General features: G+C 45.0%; 18 protein-coding genes. 7 read left to right on the top strand and 11 right to left on the bottom strand.

The genetic code is table 11. The annotated features are described in order from the left end of the window. Positions 1-11: 11 nt before the first annotated feature. From NQ510_RS17925 to NQ510_RS17935, 3 genes are all read right to left on the bottom strand, one after another. Positions 12-2,003: a RagB/SusD family nutrient uptake outer membrane protein gene (locus NQ510_RS17925; RefSeq protein WP_005831973.1), complete on the bottom strand. Its 1,992-nt coding sequence runs from the start codon at positions 2,001-2,003 to the stop codon at positions 12-14. Between the two features lie 12 nt (positions 2,004-2,015). Further along, positions 2,016-5,417, bottom strand: coding sequence for a TonB-dependent receptor (locus NQ510_RS17930; protein ID WP_034526153.1), 3,402 nt, complete (start codon positions 5,415-5,417; stop codon positions 2,016-2,018). 235 nt (positions 5,418-5,652) lie between these two features. Beyond that, positions 5,653-6,666, bottom strand: coding sequence for a FecR family protein (locus NQ510_RS17935; protein ID WP_005831976.1), 1,014 nt, complete (start codon positions 6,664-6,666; stop codon positions 5,653-5,655). 137 nt (positions 6,667-6,803) lie between these two features. Between NQ510_RS17935 and NQ510_RS17940 the strand changes: the two genes are divergently transcribed. The 4 genes from NQ510_RS17940 (at position 6,804) to NQ510_RS17955 (ending at position 11,577) form a co-directional block, all read left to right on the top strand. Beyond that, entirely contained in the window at positions 6,804-7,382 is a 579-nt protein-coding gene (locus NQ510_RS17940) for an RNA polymerase sigma-70 factor (protein ID WP_005831977.1), read from the top strand. A 354-nt stretch (positions 7,383-7,736) separates the two neighbouring features. Continuing rightward, positions 7,737-8,231, top strand: a complete 495-nt coding sequence (locus NQ510_RS17945; RefSeq protein WP_005831978.1) for a hypothetical protein — start codon at positions 7,737-7,739, stop codon at positions 8,229-8,231. After that, complete coding sequence (locus NQ510_RS17950) at positions 8,228-9,157, top strand: ThuA domain-containing protein (RefSeq protein ID WP_005831979.1); 930 nt, start codon at positions 8,228-8,230, stop codon at positions 9,155-9,157. Before NQ510_RS17945 ends, NQ510_RS17950 begins: the two co-directional genes overlap by 4 nt. 5 nt (positions 9,158-9,162) lie before the next feature. After that, the gene (locus NQ510_RS17955; RefSeq protein WP_034526115.1) at positions 9,163-11,577 is read left to right on the top strand and encodes a glycoside hydrolase family 9 protein; all 2,415 of its coding nucleotides are present in this window, start codon (positions 9,163-9,165) and stop codon (positions 11,575-11,577) included. A gap of 77 nt (positions 11,578-11,654) precedes the next feature. On the opposite strand, the gene NQ510_RS17960 is transcribed toward NQ510_RS17955, so the two are convergent. Beyond that, positions 11,655-14,288 (bottom strand): valine--tRNA ligase, encoded by a 2,634-nt coding sequence (locus NQ510_RS17960; RefSeq protein ID WP_005831983.1) that lies wholly within the window; start codon positions 14,286-14,288, stop codon positions 11,655-11,657. 186 nt (positions 14,289-14,474) lie between these two features. Here NQ510_RS17960 and NQ510_RS17965 point away from each other — a divergent pair, with 186 nt between their 5' ends. Together NQ510_RS17965 and mazG are read left to right on the top strand one after the other, a co-directional pair. Next, positions 14,475-15,521 (top strand): DUF3810 domain-containing protein, encoded by a 1,047-nt coding sequence (locus NQ510_RS17965; protein ID WP_005831985.1) that lies wholly within the window; start codon positions 14,475-14,477, stop codon positions 15,519-15,521. An 8-nt stretch (positions 15,522-15,529) separates the two neighbouring features. Then, a complete protein-coding gene (gene mazG / locus NQ510_RS17970) occupies positions 15,530-16,357 on the top strand; it encodes a nucleoside triphosphate pyrophosphohydrolase (protein ID WP_034526155.1) in 828 nt (275 codons plus the stop codon). A 58-nt stretch (positions 16,358-16,415) separates the two neighbouring features. Here mazG and NQ510_RS17975 read toward each other — a convergent pair whose 3' ends face one another. The 6 genes from NQ510_RS17975 to rpsA form a co-directional block, all read right to left on the bottom strand. Next, positions 16,416-16,889: a hypothetical protein gene (locus NQ510_RS17975; protein ID WP_034526159.1), complete on the bottom strand. Its 474-nt coding sequence runs from the start codon at positions 16,887-16,889 to the stop codon at positions 16,416-16,418. 25 nt (positions 16,890-16,914) lie between these two features. After that, on the bottom strand, positions 16,915-17,280 hold the full coding sequence (locus tag NQ510_RS17980; RefSeq protein ID WP_005831990.1) for a hypothetical protein: 366 nt from the start codon (positions 17,278-17,280) through the stop codon (positions 16,915-16,917). Positions 17,281-17,327: 47 nt separating this feature from the next. Beyond that, positions 17,328-17,882 carry an RNA polymerase sigma factor gene (locus tag NQ510_RS17985; RefSeq protein ID WP_005831992.1) on the bottom strand — a complete coding sequence of 185 codons (555 nt, stop codon included), beginning with the start codon at positions 17,880-17,882 and terminating at the stop codon, positions 17,328-17,330. A 54-nt stretch (positions 17,883-17,936) separates the two neighbouring features. Next, the gene (locus NQ510_RS17990) at positions 17,937-18,851 is read right to left on the bottom strand and encodes a ribonuclease Z (protein WP_005831993.1); all 915 of its coding nucleotides are present in this window, start codon (positions 18,849-18,851) and stop codon (positions 17,937-17,939) included. Between the two features lie 34 nt (positions 18,852-18,885). Further along, positions 18,886-19,677 (bottom strand): hypothetical protein, encoded by a 792-nt coding sequence (locus NQ510_RS17995; RefSeq protein WP_005831995.1) that lies wholly within the window; start codon positions 19,675-19,677, stop codon positions 18,886-18,888. Positions 19,678-19,852: 175 nt separating this feature from the next. After that, positions 19,853-21,649, bottom strand: coding sequence for a 30S ribosomal protein S1 (rpsA, locus tag NQ510_RS18000; protein ID WP_005831997.1), 1,797 nt, complete (start codon positions 21,647-21,649; stop codon positions 19,853-19,855). Between the two features lie 196 nt (positions 21,650-21,845). On the opposite strand from rpsA, the gene NQ510_RS18005 reads away from it, so the two are divergent. Further along, positions 21,846-22,667: an alpha/beta hydrolase gene (locus tag NQ510_RS18005; protein WP_005831999.1), complete on the top strand. Its 822-nt coding sequence runs from the start codon at positions 21,846-21,848 to the stop codon at positions 22,665-22,667. Positions 22,668-22,670: 3 nt separating this feature from the next. On the opposite strand, the gene coaW is transcribed toward NQ510_RS18005, so the two are convergent. Continuing rightward, on the bottom strand, positions 22,671-23,501 hold the full coding sequence (coaW, locus tag NQ510_RS18010; RefSeq protein WP_005832001.1) for a type II pantothenate kinase: 831 nt from the start codon (positions 23,499-23,501) through the stop codon (positions 22,671-22,673). Between the last annotated feature and the right edge of the window lie 165 nt (positions 23,502-23,666).

The raw sequence follows: 23,666 nt of genomic DNA on the forward strand, positions 1-23,666 counted from the left end.
TATTATTCAAATTAATGACCTGGATTCTGAACTAAACCATTCGTGGCAATATTAGGTATGCCCCTATAGTAGTTGATGTTCTGGAAAGTACGCCCTCCTCTTGTTTCGTCACCAAAGTAGTTCACCCTTGCAAAGACATATTTAGGCTCTGCACCACGCAAGTCAAGCATCGGCACCAAAGCTTTACGAATTCTATTATTGCTGAACTCAGTATGGAATTCCCTACGACGATTCATATCCCAAAAACGCTTTCCTTCAAACGCCATCTCCACACGACGTTCCTTCAAAACACTCTCTAATGTCAAAGATATCCGGTCGGTATGTCCGGCTCTACGTCGCAAAGCATTCAAATAGTTCTCAGCCAATTCCTTATCGCCAAATCCACTACCATTTTCCACAACAGCCTCAGCATAATTCAGGTAGACTTCTGCCAAACGCATATCAATATAAGAGGTAGTGGACGAAAGACGGTCGGGAGACATGCTCTCGCCCTCGGGCATATACTTACGAACTCCAAAACCTGTAGCAGTCCAATTAGCATCCTCACCACTGTTCACATTATTAAATCCAGAGAACATGGTTTCACCTTCGGCTCCTAAAGCATAATATGTTGTTCCATTTTTCTGAGTAGACTCGTTTGAATAAGCCACATAGCTATTATTGTCCTTAATAAATCCGCCCTGGATAATAATCTCAGTGCCGGCATAAGATGAACCCGGCACAACCACACTTGCCAACAGACGTGCATCCTTGTTGGCAAACGGTTCATACAAATCGTTATATTTAACAAAAGGTACCGACATCAAGGTGTTCACTACAGAAGCATTATTCATATTATGGAAATTAGGGATATAAGCATCTTCATTCCCATCCGTACGAGTTACAATCTTTGCACTTTTTCCCGTGCCGTCATCCGTATAATCTTCAAACAAATCAACGATTTCCAACATCGGATTGAAACGTCCATATTTCAGAGCGCCCGGATTGACTTGAGGAAGGATATTAAACTGAGCATAGCTATGTCCCTGATTAGTATTGGTTGTTCCATTAAGATACGCTTTACTGAAAATGACCTCTTCATTCTGGTCATTCAGGAACAAGGCCTGGAAGTTTGATGCAGCCTCCTTAACAGTAGCCGGAGCAGGCTTATAAAGAGATTTACCGGAATTCTCTATAAGGGACTTAGATGCTTCAATACATTCTTTATAGAATGCATCGGCATCGGCAGAAGTCATTCCACCCACCAGTTTCTGAGTGACAGCTTCACCAGCCAAAGGTGCCAGATTCCAATACTTGGCTACAGAAGCTGCATGAAGTGCAACTCTTGACTTCAACGCATAAGCTGCCCACTTGGTTACGCGATACAAATCCGAACCAGAAGTCGCATCGGGCAAAGTAGCAGCAGCAAGGGTGCACTCATTCAATACAAATTTCCAAGTATCCAACTCTGTACTGCGGGGAACTGCCACAGCGCCCGGTCCACCATCGGCATAATCATCGTCCTGCACTTTGTCAATCAGAGGAACGCCTCCATATCTTTTTACAAGCCCATAATACATATAAGCACGTGCAAAATGGGCTTCACCAGTCATACGATCCGCATCTGCAACAGAAATTGTTCCTGCTTCTTTGGCTTTTTCTACATTTTGCATAAAAATATTCACTTGACGAATATCTCCATAGGGCCAATAATTGAATCCTTCATAACCTATATCCACTCCTCCGTCACTACGGGTAGCTTCGTCGGTAAGAAATGCTAAATTAGTAGTTTCATTCACACCATCATAACCGCGTTGATTAAAACCAGCATTCGGACGATAATTAAAATCTTCCATAGGAATCATGGTATATATGTTTGCCAATAGTGCCTTTACACCACCTTCTGTCTCCAATAACTGATCGGGAGACACTTTATCCAGCGGTTCAAGTTCCAAGAAGGCATTACAACCGGACAATCCCATCAATGCACATAACGAGAATATCGATAAAATATTTTTTTTCATGGTATTTCAGAATTAAAAGTTTATGTTTAACCCAAAGTTATAAGTTCTCATCAACGGATATGCCAGGTTGGCTCCCCAATCCCTTTCCTCACGTTCGGGGTCAGCATCCTTCAAAGCCTTGTTACAGAACGTAAGCAGATTTGAACCATTGACAAAGATACGGGCACTGTTCAACCCGATTCTTTTCATAAATGATTTTGGCAGATTGTAACCGATCTCCATACTCTTCAAACGGAGATAAGTAGCTTGCGGAAGCCAAACGGAAATACCATAATTCCATCTACTACCATTATCCGAAGTATTAGAGAAATTGTGGCGTAATGCCGGATAATAGCCGGCTACCCATTGTGTGGCAGGATTATACGGATCATCTGTTATATTTGCAGGATGCCAACGATCTACATATTTCGCAATTAAATAAGATTTATTTGTCTTGCCACCATATCCCCAAACATCATCATTGGCATATCCGATGGAATAACCGGAAGCTCCTTGAAACAGCATATTGAGATCAAAATTCTTATAAGAAGCCGCCAAAGTCAACCCATACTGGATAGGAGGATTTGCACCGGTTGCCCAAAACTCCGGAACACGGTCACTGCTGTTAATTCTACCATCACCATTCAGGTCAAGCAATCTGTAACTACCCGGAAGCATCTTAGAGTTACCCAAGTTCCCACCAATCAAAGGAGCCGTTTCATACTGTTCCAAAGAAGTATATTGGCCATCGTATTTATACAACCACATCACATTACTGTTACGGTTTTCCTTTCCATTCAGCCATCTATCCATAGAACTGGTATATTCTGCATGTTCCACATGCAGACTTCTTTCACGGGCATACGTAAAATTAGCACTTACTGAATATGAGAAGTCCTTACCGATTTGTCCTCTGTGTCCCAATTCAATCTCAAAACCCCGGTTCCGGTTAGAATTCAGATTTTCCTTCGGGAAACTTGCACCAAATGTATCAGGAGCAGATTGTGCACGGTCGGCCAAAATGCCTTCATTCTTACGATTGAACCACTCGATAGTACCACTCAACTTACCGTTCCATAAGTCAAAATCCAGACCTACATTGGAAATAGAAGATGTAACCCAAGAAAGCCGGTCAGTCACTACACCAGGAGCTACCATACCCATAATCTGGCTGGCACCATCAAAAACATAACCATTAGAAGCCGAATTATAAGCAGATACATATTGGAAAGGATCACCGGCATCATATCCACTTTGTCCAAAAGAACCCCTGATTTTCAAATTAGTAATAAACGGCAAATTGTCCTTGATGAAACTTTCTTCCGAAAGTCGCCATCCGGCACTTACCGACGGGAAGAACGTCCAACGCTTAGAAGGAGCATAACGATAAGAACCATCATAACGCCCTACTACTTCCAACAAGTATTTACCGGCATAATCATAGTTCGCACGCATCAGATAGGCTGCCAAACGGCCAAAACTACGATACCCTGAATTGGTAGCTGTACCCGGACTTGCCTGATTCAAAATATCATTAGTAAACAACTCTGAATATTGCCGGGAACCGGATAATTCATCGCGTCGTGTACTGTTCAACTCTGCCACAGCTGTCACATTCAAATTGTGCTGATTGAAAGAACGCATATAATTAGCCTGCAACCTGCCATAAATCTTCTGATATATTCTCATCGTATTGGAATAAGCATCAGTACTACCTCCCGTACCGGCAGGCGCATCTGTATAATAATCATACAACGGATAAGAACGATTTAAAGAAGAGTTGTTACGATTGTTACCGTCAAATGACCCCAAAAGACTCAATGCCAACCCTTTTACAAAAGGAACTTGCCAATTCAATTCCACATCGGCAGAATACGTCAGGCCTCTGTTCTTGCGATAACCGTCTATATCCGGATCAACCAACGCAAAAGGATTCTTGTTTTCAGGACCGATTGCAGACAAATGATTGGGATTATTAATCGTATGAGTACCGATACCACGGTCATTAACCATCAAAGTCTTAAAAGTCCACATAAAATCCTCTCTCGGCCTTTGGGTTTCATCCCAACGCCCGGACAGATTCACATTCAGTTTCAGCCCTTTCGTAAGCTCTGCAGTCAGGTTACTTCTCAGATTATATCTATGATAGTATTGGATACCACTCTTCAGCAAACCATTATCGCCATTATAGCCGAAGCTCACATAATATTTCACCTTATCCGTTCCACCTCTCACAGAAACAGTATGCGATTGCTGGAACGCCAGTTTATTCATAAACATGTCAATCCAGTTATTGTCTGTATAACCCTTAGCCCCGGTTCTATACAGTTCCAGAATATCGTCAGTGTATTCAGGGGCAGCCTGGTCATTACGTGCCCTTTCATTGGCCAACATGCGATAAGTATAAGCATCTACCGTTTCTTCCATACCCGTGGCATTCTTCATACCGAACAATGCCGAGTAAGATACTCTGGTCTTTTCGGCCACACCTTTTTTGGTAGTAACAATGATTACGCCATTAGCCGCATTCATACCATAAATAGCGGCAGAAGCATCTTTCAAAATAGAGATACTTTCTATATCCTCAGAATTCAGCTGTGCAAGTTCTTCAGTACCTTCACGCGTGATACCATCAATTACCACCAACGGGTCACCATAACCGCGAATGCTCACCATATTGTCGAAAGTTCCCGGCTCTCCGGTTTTCTGGCGAATCAATAGTCCCGGCATCTTACCTTGAATATTGCTAATCAGATTCTCGGTCTTGGTCGTAGCTATTTCATCAGCACCAATGGCTGCAATGGCACCGGTCAGTGATTCTTTCTTCTGTACACCATATCCTACAACAACCACTTCATCCAATATCTCAGCATCTTCTACCAAAACTATCTTGAACGAATTTCGGCCTGCAACCTTTATGTTTTGTGTCTTATAACCTACATAGCTTATTATAAGAGTAGCATCAGAGCCCACATTGGTCAGAATGAAATTACCGTCAATGTCTGTTATGACACCGTTGGTAGTTCCCTGCACCAAGATACTGGCACCAATCACCGGTTCACCGGTTGCATCGACCACAGAACCTTTCACCGTCGCAGCCTGCAAAGCCATCTGTACCCCATCAGCTCCTACAGCTTTATCATAAAGGATTATATTACGGTCCAATACCTTATAGCCTATATTGGTTCCTTTGAATACATCGTTCAGAACCTTGAATATGGTTTTGTTATTTGCCCGGACCGATACACGGCGCTTAACGTCAATCTGCTTGTTGTTGTAGAAGAAAACAAATTCGGTACCTTGTTCCAGCTCCGTCAGTACTTCATCAACAGTCTTGTTCTCAAGAGCAATGTTTACCATTGTCTTTTGAGCATAACCTTCATTGGCAAAAGTCATACCAACCAAACAAAACAACATAAATAATGTGCATCTCATAGCAAGAGGAATTTTTTTCATGCATCTCATCAGGACACTTTTTTCCCTAAATGATTGGATACAATAGTGTTTTTTCATAATTTTGTATTGATTTCTAGTGAAAAAATAAAGTTACTTTATCTGTCGCCAAACAGATATTTAAAAGTTACTGTGTTTCATGCAGGAAAATGCGCCAACATTTTCCTGCATGTTTTTCTAAACGGACTTGTGTTTCATCATACTACTTTTTAAAGGGTTAATAAACTTCTATTACCTGTCTCTCGGCATCCACATCACCATCTTCAACAAACTTGAAATGAATATTCGAGGATATTCGGAAGTGCTCCAATATTCGCTCCAAACGTTGTTTGGTAAATGTAGCCGTAAAGGAATTCTGCTTCAATGAAGCCTTTTTCAGAATGAATTCCACATTATATCTTTTGCTCAAACTCTTCAATATATCTTCAAACGGAGTGTTCCTGAAAATCAAACGTCCGTCCTTCCAACATGTTTCCACGTCTACATTGACTTCTTTCACAACGACCTTTTCCCGCACTATATCATAAATAACCTTTTGCCCCGGTATCATCATTACATTATTTCTCCTGCCGTTATTCACATAGGAGAAACTGACTTTACCCGAAACCAAAGTGGTCTGTACCGTCCTGCTCCCTTTGTAAGCCTCTACGTTGAACTCCGTTCCATGTACTACTATCTTGGAATTGTTCAGCGTGCCGACAATGAACATCTTTTCATCTTTTGCGACAGAAAAGAATGCTTCACCCACCAACTTCACTTCCCTTTTATCATCGGCAAATCGGGAAGGATAGCGCAACGACGACGACGAGTTCAGAACGACTTCCGTTCCATCCGGCAATTCGACAGAAGTAGTCATTCCCGGATTTGTCCTGACTTCCATCATATGTATCTCTTCTTTATCCTTGTCCCAATAAAGGATAGACCACGATACCATCAAAGGGATGAATAAAATGGCGGCCGCCCGTTGCATCCCTCTAAATAATACCTGATACCTATTGACCTTTTTCTGTTTCATCTTACGATGTACATCCTCCAAGGCCTTCTTTACATCCAGCCTGGATGAAATCTGCGCCATGTCCGCCGCCAGACCGAGTGTCTGAACCTGGCGGGCTGTCCTGCGGTTCTCTTCCGATGCTTCCAGCCACTCCTCTACCAGAGCAGTTTCATCCTCCGTTGTCTCTCCTTCATAATAGCTGAGAAGCAGGTTCTCCATTCCCTCTCTTTTTACCATAATTTTTATTGCTAGCTTTAATCTAAAGACAAACGGGTGAAAAGAACTCCTAAACAAAAAGCTAAAAATATTTTATATACTTAGATTATAATGGGAAAAAAAGCTATTTTTGCCCAACAATAATGAACCCCCACCCTATGAGAAACATACCATTAGAAGATACATCTTTATTATCCGCCATACAAAAAGGAGATAGAAGTGCTTTTGATGTGTTATTTCAAAAGTACTATTCTGTGCTCTGCACCTACTGCTATCGTTTTGTCCGGCTGGAAGATGCAGAAGAGATTGTTCAGGACGTCATGCTATGGCTTTGGGAAAACCGCGAAAGACCCGTTATCGAATATTCGCTCAAGCAATATCTGTTCAAGGCTGTCTACCATCGTTGCATGACCCGGATTGCCCAAAATGAAGTGAAGCAACGGGCAGACACCGCTTACTATGAACGAATGTTCACCATGCTGCAGGAGGTGGATATCTATCAAATCAACGAATTAAGCAAGCATATACAAAGGGCCATCAACGAACTGCCGCCTACTTATAGGGAAGCTTTCATCATGCATCGTTTCCAGAATCTGAGTTACAAGGAAGCTGCCGAACTACTCAACGTTTCCCCAAAAACGGTAGACTACCGCATTCAGCAGGCTTTGAAGATTTTAAGGGTCAAGCTGAAAGATTATCTGCCACTGATATTGATGCACCTGCTCACCTCGCATTAAGACCATACAAAAGCAGAACGTCCCCTATACCTTGCCGGCTACACACCGGGACTTAGCCCTAAAGAGTATAGAACTGAGAGGTCAAAACATCCGGATGTTTTACCCCAATACATGGGGATGTTTTCACCCAAAACACCCGGATGTATTACCCCAAAACATCCGGGTGTATTAATGGAAAGGATGCGGATGTTATGACCTCTCAGTATACGGGTCAGACTGGTTCAGTCCTGATGGGAGAGGCACTAAGTCCCTATACATCCCGTATTCATTAATTATTCTAAAAAAAGTTAGGGAAAACTCCGGGCCACCGGTCATATAAGCAAGAAGCAACCCTATTATTATCATAACCTCAAAATGCACGCAATGAGAAAACTGATTATCCTATTGTCGGCGCTGGTGTACGTCATCCATGCACAAGCGCAATTTTCAGTGACAGCCCATCAGGAAGGATGGGACAATATTCCTCCACAAGTACAAAAACCGGGATTTTCCTTTCAGCAATCCGTATTTGCCAATATGGACGGGGACGATGCCCTTGAAGAAGTAATGCTTTTCGGACGTGACAACGGACACTACCCCACTTTCGACCTTTTCAAGGCCTACTATGCAATCGTAGACAACTATACCAAAGAAGTACAATACATTTCCGACGAGATTTATGTCACCGACAAGTACAATCTCCTTGTAGAAGACCGCAACAAGGACGGCATCTCCGAGCTCTACATATCCTACTTCAAAGACGGAAAGTTCAGCGTAGACGAACAAGGTTACAATCTGCGCACCACACGCTGCTACGACCGTATAGAATGGAACCCTACTGGCAAAAACTTTAAATCTTCCGGAAAATGAAAACAAGACTGACACTTATCCTGGTACTCCTTATTTATATAGGAGCTGCCTCGCACACACACGCACAGCAAAAGAAAGTAATCAAAACCATGATGATAGCCGGGCAGGACGGCAGCCATTACTGGCAAGGCGCCTGCGAAGCCATGAAGCAGATATTGGAAAACAGCGGAATGTTCAAAGTGGACTTCGCCTTTACACCCGACTTTGGTGGAGACATCGCTACCTTCAAACCCGATTTCCACCAATATGATTTAATCGTCATCAACTACGGCGGAGCTACATGGACAGAGCCCGTACGCAAGAATTTCGAGAAATACGTTGCCGATGGAGGCGGTGTGGTAGTGATACATTCTTCCGTCGTCCCGATGGCCGACTGGAAAGAATACAACGAGATAATAGGCATGGGGGCATGGGACGGACGAAACGAAAAGGACGGTCCGTATCTGTACTGGAAAGACGGACAATACGTCTACGACTACTCTCCGGGGTATGCCGGCTACCACGGCTTGCAGCACGAAACCGTCATAGAACACCGCGCCCCCCATCATCCTATCCTGCAAGGATTGCCTCCTCAATGGAAACACTTCAAGGACGAGATATATACCCGCCTACGCGGTCCGGTAAGAAACATGGAAATATTGGCAACCGCCTACGAACGCGGACGGCATGAACCGTTGATGTGGACAGTAAGCTACGGGAAAGGGCGCATATTCGTCGACCTCCTGGGGCACTGCGGCAACGACCCGAACATGACTTACTCCATGCGCTGCACCGGTTTCCAGGTGACTTTACTCCGGGGATGCGAATGGGCTGCCACCGGCGCCGTCACCCAAGAAGTTCCCGCAGATTTCCCACTGAAGGATACTTATACATTACGTCCGGAGTTCAAGGCTCCTTTTCATGCTTACCCTAAAACCAAACACTGAATACCATGAAATACATCATCCGAACACTACTGCTGGCATGCTGCTGCATGCAGGCACAAGCACAAGCTCCGTGGAAACCCGATACGGAACTGGAGAAACAATTACAGCAAAGCAATCATGTGCACCGCATAATGAAAGCTAATCCCGCACACGCCGGACTGACGCGGTGGGAAAAGAAAGAGGTATTGAAAAGCAGGGTACTCCCTCTGGCCGAAGATTTCGGTGCTCTGCGCCATACCGGACCCGGAACCATACATGTAGACCGTAAAGTCACTGTCTCAGGCAAAGGAAGTGTCCGTCTGGACACTCCTGCCTCCTTGGGCAAGAAGAATCCAACAAACCGGAATTACGCCACCCCGGAGATTATCCGTCCCCTCGACCGGGAAGACTTGCGGGAATACAACCGCTTTTCCGTTTGGGTATATGTGGATGCACCGGGCGTTTATCTGACCTTTGCCGGATTCACCCTATACAATGAAGGAGAGAAAATCATGCCGACTCCCGGACGCTTTGAAGGACAACACTTCGAGACTGTCTATCCCAACAAATGGCAGCACATCATATGGGAGATACCGGACCTATACCGTGACTGTGTCACCGGCTTTTCGGTAAACATCATGCTGGCAGGTGCTCCTGCAGGAGCCAGCGAACGCATGAGCCTATACATAGACGACATGCGCATCGAAAAGGTAGAAGCGGAAAACAGCCGGGGATTCGACCTGCGAAAAGATGCAATGGCCTACTGCCACAGCGGATACAAGCCTGGAGCACGCAAGCAGGCTTTGGTGCAGCACATGCCGGAAAGGACTTTCAGCCTGCACGATGCCGCCACGGGACAAACCGTTTATCAAGGTACGGCCAGTCCTCTGAATCAGGACAAGAAGCTGGACAAAGGATTTCTTGTACTGGACTTCAGCAGTTTCAATACGCCCGGACAATACTTCCTCTCCATCGGTGATGTACAATCAAAGCCTTTCCCCATCGGAAATGATGCCTACCTGTCTACCGCCTGGCACACGCTGAACTTCTTCTTTTCCGAACGTTGCGGTTTCGACCAGCCCGGCATTCATCAGGAATGCCATCAGGATGTATTCGCCTATCATCCCGACGGACGGAGCATGAGCATTGCCGGAGGATGGCACGATGCAGCCGACCTGACTCAAGGAACGGGAAATACAGCCGAATCGTGCATCGCCCTCCTCGAAATGGCCGGTGCCGTACAAAGCAAAGACAGTATCTTCTACGAACGCCTGCTGGAAGAGGCACGCTGGGGAGTGAACTGGATTCTGCGTACCCGCTTCGGTGACGGCTACCGACTGGGTGGACTGATTATCGGCATTTGGACAAAGAATATCCGTGGTGACAAAGACGACATGCAGACAGAAGCACGAAATACGCCTACGGACAATCTGAAAGCCGCTTCCAGTTGCGCACTCGCCGCCCCTCATTTTGAAAAGAAAGACCCAGTGTTTGCACGGTGGTGCCGGAACAGTGCCATTGAGGACTTCCAATTCGCCATCGACCTGCTGGATACACAAAGGACGGAACAGAACGAAACAGAACTTTATGCCCTTGCCACCGTCACAGCCATGCGTTTGTACCGCCTTACACAAGATGTTTACTATCTGGACTGGGCAACCCGGCTGGCACGTACCGTCATGGCGGGCCAACAGTTGGAAAAGCGTACCGACTGGAAAATCCCCCTACGAGGTTTCTTCTATGAATCTTCCCGGAAAAAACGTATTCTGGCCTATTATCACCAAAGCCAAGAGCACTTGATGGCTGAAGGACTCTCGATGCTACTGACAGATGCCCCTACCCATCCGGACGCCCCGTTGTGGAAGGCATCCTGTGAAGCCTATGCAGACTATCTACGCGGGATTTCACAACTGATTGAGCCGTACGGCATACTGCCAAGCGCCGTATACGAGGTGGATAATACCGATTATAAGAATCTGTACCACGAAGGAGAGCAGGTAGGACTTCCCAGCCTGGAAGAATACAATGCGCAAGTACGCAACGGCATCCCTCTCTCGAAGGATTTCTATCTGCGCCGTTTCCCCGTCGCCTATCAGTTCAGGGGATTCCACGCCATTGTCATGGGCAAAGCCAAGGCTGCCTTTATCCTTGCACGCCTATTCAATGATAAAGCGTTAAGGGATATTGCAACCCGCCAGGTAGAATACATATTAGGCTACAACCCGTTTGCCATGAGTACCGTTTATGGAGACGGATATGACTATCCGCCGCTTTACGGGGCATACGCCGGAAATGTTGTGGGAGCCGTGCCCGTAGGAATCGAAACATTCGAAAATGAGGACGAACCCTACTTCCCGATGCAAAATAACTGCACTTACAAGGAAATCTGGACACACACCACCGCACGCCTGATGTGGTGCGTAGCAGAACTGTTCAAATAAACAGTTCATTATACCGCTAAAAAAAGCTCCGGAGTTGAAGGTTCCGGAGCTTTTTCTCTGTTTTATGTGATGGACAGTTATGCCTTTTTCAATGCTGCAATACTTTCCTTGAGAGATTTGATGATACTTTCAGCATCTGCCTGCTTCTTGCGTTCCATCTCAAGAACGGCGGCAGGAGCATTATTCACAAACTTCTCGTTACCCAGTTTCTTCAGCACACCCTGCAAGAATCCTTCCTTATGCTTCAGTTCGGCCTCCATACGGGCTATCTCGGCTTCCACGTCAATCATATTACCCAAAGGTACGGCATATTCCGTAGTACCTACCATGAAGGAAGCAGCACCGTCGGCCTTGTTCTCCACTATATTGATGGAGGAAAGGTTACACATTTTCATGATAACCGCGTTGAATGCCACAACCGGATTCTCACCGATAACCTGCAACTCAAGTGTCTCTTTTTGGGCGATGTTCTTCTGCAAACGGATGGAACGGATATTGCTGATAACCTCTTTCACCACTTCAAACTCCCGGATGATATCCTCATCTACCAATGCCGACATTGACAACGGGCTTACCATCAAGCTCTCACCGTCTGTACGGTCGCAAAGATGCTGCCACAACTCCTCTGTAATAAATGGCATGAACGGATGGAGCAGATGCAACAAGTTATCAAAGAAACCGATAGTTGCTTCATACACTTTCCGGTTGATGGGCTGGCCGTATGCCGGTTTAATCATTTCCAGATACCAGGAAGAGAATTCGTCCCAGAACAGTTTGTAAACAGCCATCAGCGCTTCACTCAAACGGTACTTGCTGAACAAATCAGCCACTTCGGCAGCCACTTCATTCTGCTTGGCCTCAAACCAGCGTATTGCCAGTTCTGAAGCTTCCGGTACCGGAACTTCCGCACTGACTTCCCAACCTTTAATCAGACGGAAAGCGTTCCATATCTTATTATTGAAGTTACGTCCTTGCTCACACAGTGCATCGTCAAAGAGGATGTCATTGCCAGCAGGAGCTGAAAGCATCATGCCCATACGTACACCATCGGCACCGTATTTCTCAATCAAATCCAGCGGGTCGGGAGAATTACCCAACGACTTGGACATCTTACGTCCCAGCTTGTCACGGACAATACCCGTAAAATAAACATTCTGGAACGGCATCTTACCTTCATATTCATAGCCTGCCATAATCATACGGGCTACCCAGAAGAAGATAATGTCCGGACCGGTCACCAAGTCGCTGGTAGGATAATAGTAGTTTATCTCCTCGTTACCCGGATTGTTGATACCGTCAAACAAAGAGATGGGCCACAACCAGGAGGAGAACCAAGTATCCAGGCAGTCCTCATCCTGACGAAGGTCTTCCAGTTTAAGGTCTGCATTACCCGTTTTCTCTTTTGCCAATGCCAAGGCTTCTTCGGGAGTGGCAGCCACTACATAACCACCTTCCGGCAAAAAATAAGCAGGAATGCGATGCCCCCACCATAACTGGCGGCTGATACACCAGTCCTTGATATTTTCCAACCAGTTCTTGTACGTATTCTTATATTTGGCAGGATAGAACTTCAACTCATCATTCATCACCGGCGGCAAAGCCATGTCGGCAAAGTGCTGCATCTTCAAGAACCACTGCATGGAAAGTTTCGGTTCGATGGGCACGTTGGTACGTTCGGAGAAACCTACCTTGTTGGTATAGGCTTCCACTTTCTCCAACAGACCGGCAGCAGCCAGGTCCTTCTCAATCTGCTCGCGCACATCGAAACGGTCCATACCGATATACAAGCCGGCAGCTTCACTAAGCGTTCCGTTATCATTGAAGATGTCAATGCTCGGCAGATTGTACTTCTCACCCAGCATGTAGTCGTTCACATCGTGGGCAGGAGTTACCTTCAGACAACCGGTACCGAACTCTATATCTACGTAATCGTCCTCGATAACCGGAATAACACGTCCTACCAACGGAACAATCACCTTCTTACCCTTCAACCAGGTATTCTTGGGGTCATTCGGATTGATGCACATGGCTGTATCTCCCATGATGGTTTCAGGGCGGGTGGTAGCAACCACTGCATAACGTCCTTCGGGGTCACCTTCTACCATATACTTCAGATAGTACAGCTTGCTGTGCTCTTCTTTGTAGATTACTTCCTCGTCACTAAGTGCGGTCAGTGCCTTAGGGTCCCAGTTCACCATGCGGACACCACGATAAATCAGACCTTTGTTATACAAGTCAACAAAAACCTTGAGCACGCTTTCACTGCGTTTCTCATCCATAGTAAAAGCTGTACGATCCCAATCGCAAGAAGCACCCAGCTTGCGGAGCTGCTTCAAGATGATGCCGCCATGTTCGTCAGTCCATTCCCAGGCATGCTTCAAGAACTCGTCGCGGGTAAGGTCTGTCTTCTTGATGCCTTGTGCGGCAAGTTTGTTCACCACCTTGGCCTCGGTAGCAATGGATGCATGGTCGGTTCCCGGCACCCAGCAGGCATTCTTGCCTTCCATGCGGGCACGGCGTACCAGAATATCTTGTATGGTATTATTAAGCATGTGTCCCATGTGCAACACACCGGTGACGTTGGGGGGCGGGATGACGACGGTGTAAGGCTCACGACCATCGGGTTTCGAACTGAATAATTTGTGGTCCAACCAATACTGGTACCACTTTCCCTCCACGTCAGCGGGATTGTACTTACTTGCTAATTCCATGTTTTTAAATCTCTATAATTAATTTATTGCGAATAACGGGCGCAAAATTAATGAATTAAAATTTAAATATATATTTTTGTCCCTACAAAATGAGTCAGGAGTTAGTAGGAGTTAAAGGGAGTTATCGCCCTCCGGGCTTAGGAGTTAGAGGTCGATAGTCCTCTTAATGGTAGGTTGAAAATAAAAATGAGAGACAAATTGAAAATCCGGTATGTCGTATTAATCGTATTACTGTCTGTTGTATGGGCAACGCAGCTCATTCCAATATTGGGAGAAGTATATGCACAGTCTGTATATCCGGTGATTTCCCATTTCTTGTCCTCCTTTTCAAAACTCATGCCTTTTGCCATAGGCGACTTGTTTATTTTCCTCAGTGTACTCGGACTTCTTTTCAATCCAATCAGGGCACGCTATATCCAAAAGAAAAAGTGGAAACAGATTCTGCTGAACGAAATGGAATACTTGCTGTGGATATATGCATGGTTCTATCTGGCATGGGGACTGAACTACTCACAGAAAGATTTCTATGGCAGGACAAACATTCCTTATACTGCCTATACTCCCGAAATCTTTCAGTCATTTGTAGACAACTATATAGACAAGCTGAATGCTTCCTATACAGATGTCACCTCCATTGACGAACCATTGGTCTGCCGGGAAAGCGTACACGGATACAACCAAATCAGCGATACGCTGGGGATACATCGCCCTCCCCACTCCTCTCCGCGCGTGAAGACCATGCTTTTCACTCCGTTCATTTCCATGGTCGGTGTTACGGGAAGCATGGGACCTTTCTTCTGCGAATTCACGCTGAACGGCGATTTGCTTCCACCACAATATCCTGCTACTTATGCCCACGAGCTGGCACACTTTTTAGGCATCACCAGCGAGGCAGAAGCCAACTTCTACGCTTACCAGGTCTGCACCCGTTCGCAGGTGAAAGAGATTCGTTTCAGTGGGTATTTCTCCGTACTCCCACATGTGCTGGGCAATGCCCGCCGACTGATGAGCGAAGAAGAATACGCAGAACTTTTCAACCGGATACGTCCTGAAATCATAGAACTGGCCCAAAAGAACCAGCAATACTGGATGGAGAAATACAGTCCGCTCATCGGAGACATCCAGAACTTTATCTACGACTTGTACCTTAAAGGAAACAAGATTCAAAGCGGACGCAAGAACTATTCGGAAGTAATAGGCTTGCTTATCTCATACGAAGAATGGAAAAACTAAATTTCAAAATCATGCATACAAGAAAAGAACAGATGGAAGCCTTCGGCCGCTTCCTCGACATACTCGACGAGCTGCGCGAGAAATGTCCCTGGGACCGCAAGCAGACCAACGAAAGCCTGCGCCCCAATACCATCGAAGAGACTTATGAACTTTGTGACGCCCTGATACGCGATGACAAGAGTGACATCTGCAAAGAGCTGGGCGATGTGCTGCTGCATGTGGCTTTTTATGCAAAGATAGGCTCCGAAACCGGTGATTTCGATATGAAAGACGTGTGCGACCGTCTTTGTGAGAAACTTATTTTCCGCCATCCCCATGTCTTCGGCGATGTAAAGGCAGAAACCGCAGGTCAGGTCTCAGAAAACTGGGAACAGTTGAAGCTGAAGGAAAAAGATGGGAATAAAACCGTACTGAGCGGTGTGCCCGCCGCCCTACCCTCGCTCATCAAGGCCTACCGCATCCAGGACAAGGCACGCAATGTAGGATTCGACTGGGAAGAACGCGAACAGGTGTGGGATAAGGTAAAAGAAGAAATCCGGGAGTTCCAGACAGAAGTCGCCCACATGGATAAGGAAAAAGCTGAAGCTGAATTCGGCGATGTCATGTTCAGCCTCATCAACGCTGCCCGCCTCTACAAAATCAATCCGGACAATGCGCTGGAACGGACCAACCAGAAGTTCATCAACCGCTTCAACTATGTAGAAGCGCACAGCATCAAGGAGGGCAAAAACCTCCATGACATGACGCTGGAGGAGATGGATAAGCTATGGAACGAAGCGAAAGTACTGGAAAAAGAAGGGAAACAAGATGATTCTTCTAAAGGTATCTCTCATTAACAAAAGAAGGTTGCTCACATCATTGTGGCAACCTTCCTTATTTGTATTCATTCACTACTCATCTTTTCCCTTGCGGTCTTCGCTGGGGACTATCTCCATTCTTGTGCATACCTTTCAGCAGCTCACGGTGGAAACGCATTTCAGCCCTTTGCACCAGATAAATCTTTTTACAAGGCAATATTTTCTTGAACTTATCAAAGTAGGTCTTGTCCAACCGGTCAGAAGCGATACGGGCATCATATACACCTTCCATAATTTCCTCATACTGGGCTTCGGTTGTTTTTTCATCTTTCCCTTGTCGAAGCAACTTCCAAGCCTCGTCATTTAGCTGCTTTTTCCGGTCCTGCAATTCAAAATACAATGGGAAGAACTTGGCTGCCTCCTCACTCGTCAGTCCGGCTTTCTCCGTTATAAACGCTTTTTGTTTGGCACGAAACTCTTCAGGTGACAGATGCTGGTCACATCCATCGCTAGCCCAAAGCAGAGGCATAATGCCACATATCATAACCAATAAAACAATTAGTTTCTTCATTTTTAAATAGTTGAGTGTTGTTACCTTATTCTGCATCAGAGTCTGCCAAATAAACATACAATGAATAATCATCCAGCATGGAATTCTCTACAGCCATATTAATATATTCCATTTCTGTTTCCGTATCATCAGCAGCCATACGCTCTACAGATGGAGTATGCTCCGAAGAAGCTACACGGATAATCAATGCCGCACCTATAAACATGGCGGTCATATACAACCAAGGCCTTACCTTCTGCCACATTGTAGGCTCTGTCTGCACAGCAATGAGTTTCTCTTTTTCGGGAAGCCGGTTCATTACCTCTGAAGTAAGATTCTCAAAGTAGCCTTCAGGAACGCGGAAAGGATTTTCCGTCCCTATCTTTTTCTGTATTTTATCTTCTTCTTTCATAAGCTTTCTCCTTTCTGTTTAATTAGACATTGTTTTGTGGCAAAGGTTTAATACTCCTCACCCAAAAACTTTTCTATTTTCTTCACGGCATGGTGATAGGAAGCCTTCAAGGCACCTACGGAAGTACCAAATATATCGGACATCTCTTCGTATTTCATTTCCTGGTAATACTTCAGATTAAACACCATACGTTGTTTTTCCGGCAAGGCAAGCAAGGCTTTTTGCAAAGCCATCTCTGCTTTATCACCGGAGAAGTAAGGATCACTTTCAAGCTTTTGAAGTGCATCTGCCTCGGGGTCATCCAAAGAGACTGTGGAAGCAGCCCGTTGTTTGTTCAGAAAAGTGAGGCATTCATTCAAGGCTATGCGATAGAGCCAGGTAGAGAGTTTAGCCTCTGCCCTGAAATAATCTATATTAATCCATGCTTTAATGAAAGTATTCTGAAGTAAATCATTGGCATCTTCATGAGAGAGGACCATACGACGAATCTGCCAATACAACTGCTCGCTATATTGGGTAACAATCATCTCAAATCCCCGCTTTTGTGTGCTTTCTTCTTGTAGAAGAGCCAACACTTCGCGTTCATTATAGGAAGGGGTCATAAATTTCTATTCGCATTTGTTGTTTTAGACTGCCAAAGATACGAAAAGTTTAATTCATACCGATACACAAAGTGTTTCTTTGGCAAGCTGAGTATCCGGAAAAATAGCGGATGCTTCTTGAAGCAAGATATTTTCATCTTCGTATCGTGCCGAAAAATGTCCTATCAACAACTTCTTCACTTCAGCCTTCCTGGCTATTTCAGCCGCTTGTGCAGCAGTTGTATGAAATGTTTCTTTGGCACGTGGCGCATCCTCATTCGCAAATGTCGCCTCATGAAAAAGTAAATCAACCCCTTTTATCTGCTCCACGATAGAAGGAAGATAGATGGTATCCGAGCAATAAGCATAACTGCGGGACGGAGCAGAAGGACGGGTCAACAAGTTGTTGGAAACCGTTTTTCCCTCCGGTGTCACGTAATCGGCCCCATTCTTTATACGATTCAATTCGTATACCGGCACTTGGTAGAAATCGACCATTTCACGGATAATATGGTTAGGACGCCGCTTTTCTGCAAACAAAAAGCCACAACACGGCATACGATGACGCAAAGGAATAGTAGTAACCGTCAACGAACGGTCTTCATAAATCTGCATCGGTTCTTTCGTATCAAACTCATGGAAAAGGACCTTGTACGTCATCTGCCTATTAAAAAAATCCAGCATAGGTGTCAGCAATGTTTCCAGCCCTTTTGGAGAATGGATATGCAACTCGGCTGTACGTCCTAAAAGGTTAAGTGTAGAAATCAGTCCCAATAAGCCAAAACAATGGTCCCCATGCAAGTGAGAGATAAAGATATGATTCAAACGCGAAAACTTCAGATGTGATTTACGGAACTGCAACTGCGCCCCTTCCCCACAATCAATCATAAACAGCTTGTCGCGCACGTTCACAATTTGAGACGTAGGGAAATGACGCGTTGTGGGTAAAGCGGAACCACAACCAAGAATATGTAACTCAAATTTTTCCATTCCAAACCTTCCGAACTGATTTCTACTCCTTGATTTATAGAAGAGCCTTTATCTCTGAAACTCCAAAGGATATTTCAAAAGTTTCTCCGGATTTATTCCCTTTATACAGATAGCCCACCCCTTTATCACACTTCACACATACTTCCAAGAACATGTGCAAGGCTGGATCGGAGGAGTTCAAAGAGTTCTTCACATTTGCCTTCATCTGTTCGGCATTTTCCTTCAAAGCAGACATCTGTACTACAGATTCGTCAATCGTATAATGATAAAGCACCTTATCCGACTCGATTGTCAGTTTATTGAGCATAGTGGCTTCATCCACCTGCATCGGGCACGATACGTTGGTCATCTTCACTTGCTCTTCCAGTTTCTTCTTATCACTGCTTTCAGCAGTTGAACCGCCATTCAATATATCTTTCAAGTCCTGAGTAGTCAGATAACATTCCACTTCGTTACCGGATGTCTTTCCTTTATATATGAACTTTATACCGGAATCAGTACCGACAACCAAATCCAGCATCTCTTTAATGGACCCTTGTGGATTACCGAACATAACAGTCACAGCAGACTTCATTGCATCAGGATTCTCTTTCAAAGCGTCTATATTGAGGAAACTTTCATTCATAAGCAGTACATATACCACATCCGCCCCATCAAAAGTAATACTGGATATTTCGCCGGAAGCTCCCATATCCATGGGACATTGTTTGTTGGCAGCTGCGATAGCCAGCTTGAGTTTAGACTTCTGGCCGCATGCGGTTAGTAACATCAGCGACAGGCAAGTGAACAACACCATCTTCCCTGCATTTTTGAACATGTTTTTCATAATAAATGAAAATTAAATTATTGAATATTTCTATGATTGCAAAAGTAACCACCCTGCAAAGATAAACATTTATGGAAAAACCATCCTTAATTCCATAAAATTCTATTGACAAATCATAAAAAAGAAGGGCACTTGTTTGCGCAAGTACCCTTCCTTCATTTATAGAACGGAGTAATTATTTCTTTCCAGCTTCCATCTGTTCCTTCAAGGCAGCCAAAGCATCAATGTCACCCAGAGTAGTAGATGCAGCCTGGTTTTGGATAGCAGGAGCAACGTCTTCTCTCTTACCGGTTGACTTCTTAGTAGCAGCCTTCTTTTCAGCTCTTTCTTCTGCCTTTGCAGCATCTTCGAAGATACGGCTGTGAGAAAGGATGATACGCTTAGCGTCCTTGTTGAACTCAATTACCTTGAATTCAAGCTTCTCGTCCAACTGAGCTTGTGATCCGTCTTCCTTAACGAGGTGCTTCGGAGTAGCGAAGCCTTCTACACCATAAGGCAGAGCAACTACAGCACCCTTATCCAGCATTTCGATGATAGTACCTTCGTGTACAGAACCTACTGTAAATACAGTTTCGAATACATCCCAGGGATTTTCTTCGAGTTGCTTGTGGCCAAGGCTCAAGCGACGGTTTTCCTTGTCGATTTCCAGAACTTGTACGTCGATGTCTGCACCAATCTGAGTGAATTCAGACGGATGTTTAACCTTCTTCGTCCAAGACAGGTCAGAGATGTGAATCAAGCCGTCAACACCTTCTTCGATTTCAACGAATACGCCGAAGTTAGTGAAGTTGCGAACTTTTGCAGTGTGCTTGCTGCCGATAGGATACTTCTCTTCGATAGTTTCCCAAGGATCAGACTTCAGCTGCTTGATACCCAAAGACATCTTACGCTCTTCGCGGTCCAAAGTCAGGACTACTGCCTCAACTTCGTCACCTACCTTCATGAAGTCTTGTGCAGAACGCAAGTGCTGTGACCAAGACATTTCAGATACGTGAATCAGACCTTCAACACCCGGAGCGATTTCGATGAATGCACCGTAGTCAGCCATAACTACAACTTTACCCTTCACGTGGTCGCCAACCTTCAGGTTAGCATCCAGTGCATCCCAAGGATGCGGAGTGAGTTGCTTCAAGCCGAGAGCGATACGCTTCTTCTCATCATCGAAGTCAAGGATAACGACGTTGAGTTTCTGGTCGAGTTCAACCACTTCTTTCGGATCGCTAACACGGCCCCAAGAAAGGTCTGTAATGTGAATCAAACCATCTACGCCACCCAAGTCGATAAATACACCATAGGAAGTGATATTCTTAACGGTACCTTCGAGAACTTGTCCTTTTTCGAGTTTACCGATGATTTCCTTCTTCTGTTGTTCCAGTTCGGCTTCGATAAGAGCCTTGTGGGAAACAACCACATTCTTGAATTCCTGGTTGATCTTAACAACCTTGAATTCCATAGTTTTGCCAACGAATACATCGTAGTCGCGGATAGGCTTCACGTCGATTTGAGAACCCGGCAAGAAAGCTTCGATGCCGAATACGTCTACAATCATACCACCCTTTGTGCGGCACTTGATGTAACCCTTGATAATTTCTTCGTTTTCCAAAGCTGCGTTTACGCGATCCCAAGAACGGGTAGCACGAGCTTTACGGTGAGACAGAACGAGCTGTCCTTTCTTGTCTTCCTGGTTTTCGATGTATACCTCAACAGTATCACCAACCTTCAGTTCAGGATTGTAACGGAATTCACTCATCGGAATGATACCGTCTGATTTGTAACCGATGTTCACAACTACTTCACGCTTGTTCATTGCGATTACGGTTCCATCAACTACCTCGCGGTCGTTAACCTTGTTCAACGTATTGTCATACGCCTTTTCCAGTTCTTCGTGGCTTGCACTGGCTACTGATTCGCCGTTCTCATAAGCATCCCAGTTGAAGTCTTCAATAGGAGCTACATTCTTTAAATTTTCCATTAATAAATAAATTGTTTAACTCGTTAATTAAGTGAGACTTTATGTTGACTCATTGTAAATCGGGCGCAAAGATAGAAGTATTTTCTTGAACTACAAAACAAAAAGCATTCAAAACAGCAGTGGAATAATCAATTAAAGAATAAAAAAAATGTTACCTTTGCATCGTTTCATTTATACATAATCTCAATAATTTATCATGAAAAAGATAATCGCATGCATTTCCATCATTTGCTATACATTATTATGTTATAGCCAAAATCAGACAACGGACAACAACTACCGTACGCAAAAGAACATTTCCTATCTTCATCCCGGCGAAAAAGACAGTTATAAGCTGGAGCGTTGCAAGCTCGACCTCCATTATCCTACTGATAAAAAAGGATTTGCCACCCTTATCTGGTTCCACGGCGGAGGACTGGAAGCCGGAGAAAAACATTTTCCGAAGGAGTTCCTGGAGCAAGGCTACGCCGTGATAGCCGTAAACTACCGACTCAGCCCGCGTGCCCAAAATCCTGCCTACACGGAAGATGCCGCAGAGGCCGTTGCTTGGACTTTCGAGAATATAGAAGAATTCGGAGGAGACAAAGACAAAATATACATAGCCGGTCATTCAGCCGGTGGTTATCTCTGTCTGATGCTCAATCTGGACAAGAGTTACCTGGCAAAGTGGAATATTGATGCCAACAGCCTGGCAGGCGCTTTCCCCATCAGCGGACAGACCACCACTCATTATACCATCCGCAAAGAACGCGGGCTGCCTTCCGACACTCCGATTATAGATAAATATGCTCCTTCCAATAACGTAAGAAAAGACGCTTCACCCATGATACTTATCACTGGCGACAAAGAGTTGGAGATGCTGGCACGCTATGAGGAAAACGCCCACCTATATGCCCTCCTCAAAGCATTGGGACAAAATACCGTCCTCTACCAGATGGAGGGATTTGACCACGGAACGGTGGCTGCTCCCGCCTGCACCTTGATAAACAGCTACATGAAGAAGGCAGGCAAGAAGTAACCACTACCCTTGCCTTTCTTTTATATATGCCAATGCCGCTCCTATTGCTGTTCTATATTCAGCATAGGGCGGTATATGAAAATGTACATGATAGATGGCTTCCATTTTAGAAAACACCTCCCGGCACTGGGGCAGTTGGGTGAGATTTCCTATCAGAACGAAATCCTTGATAGGACTGTTCAAAGCTGACAGTACAGCAGCTCCTCCAATGGTTTGAAGTACCGTATAAATTATACCGCAGGCAATATCTTCTTGAGAAGCATTGCTATCTGCTTTCCCGAAAAGAGAGGCGGTAGCACTCACTGGCAAGTCAGGCAAAGCAGTGTTGCAAATATCACCTATCTGCAAGTTGACACGAGTTACATCCCCTTTCTCAGCCAACTCGGACACCTGATGAATATCATGAGTTTTCAACAGCAACCTCGATAATCCCTGCAAGGTACCTCCACCAATCCCCAAGCCGCCAATATGCTGCACCTTGTCTCCGTCTATTTTCACAAAAGAAGTGCCGGTACCCATGCTGACTACAATCAGTTGGTCTATATCCGTTGCATGTCTAGCTCCCAAACCATTGGCAATAAACTCATCCGTTTTGCGAGTAGGCAGTCCATATAGAGGGCTGTTGACAAATGCGCTTCCCACTCCCGTCAGCATCACCTGCTCCACATCGGCCAGCTGTATACCATTGTCATAAATATACTTACCGAATGCTCCGAATAAGGAAGTCACCGGGTCGGTAGCCGTAATAAACATTGGAGACTGTATCTGTTCTCCATTGATTCCAACGATTTTCGTGGTACTTCCACCCACATCTATTCCTATTACTATACCCATAGCTCCAAGTAATTTGCAGCAAAGTTACAAAAGAATCAATAATTGACAATTGATTAATGTGATAATGTGCCAATATGCTAATTGGCTAATTGGCTGCGCTATGTTTATGCTACGCCATCACGTCCTGGTCATTGACACATTGGCACATTAATCACATTACCACAT

It is taken from the genome of Bacteroides uniformis, assembly GCF_025147485.1.
In the GTDB taxonomy this organism is placed as follows: domain Bacteria; phylum Bacteroidota; class Bacteroidia; order Bacteroidales; family Bacteroidaceae; genus Bacteroides; species Bacteroides uniformis.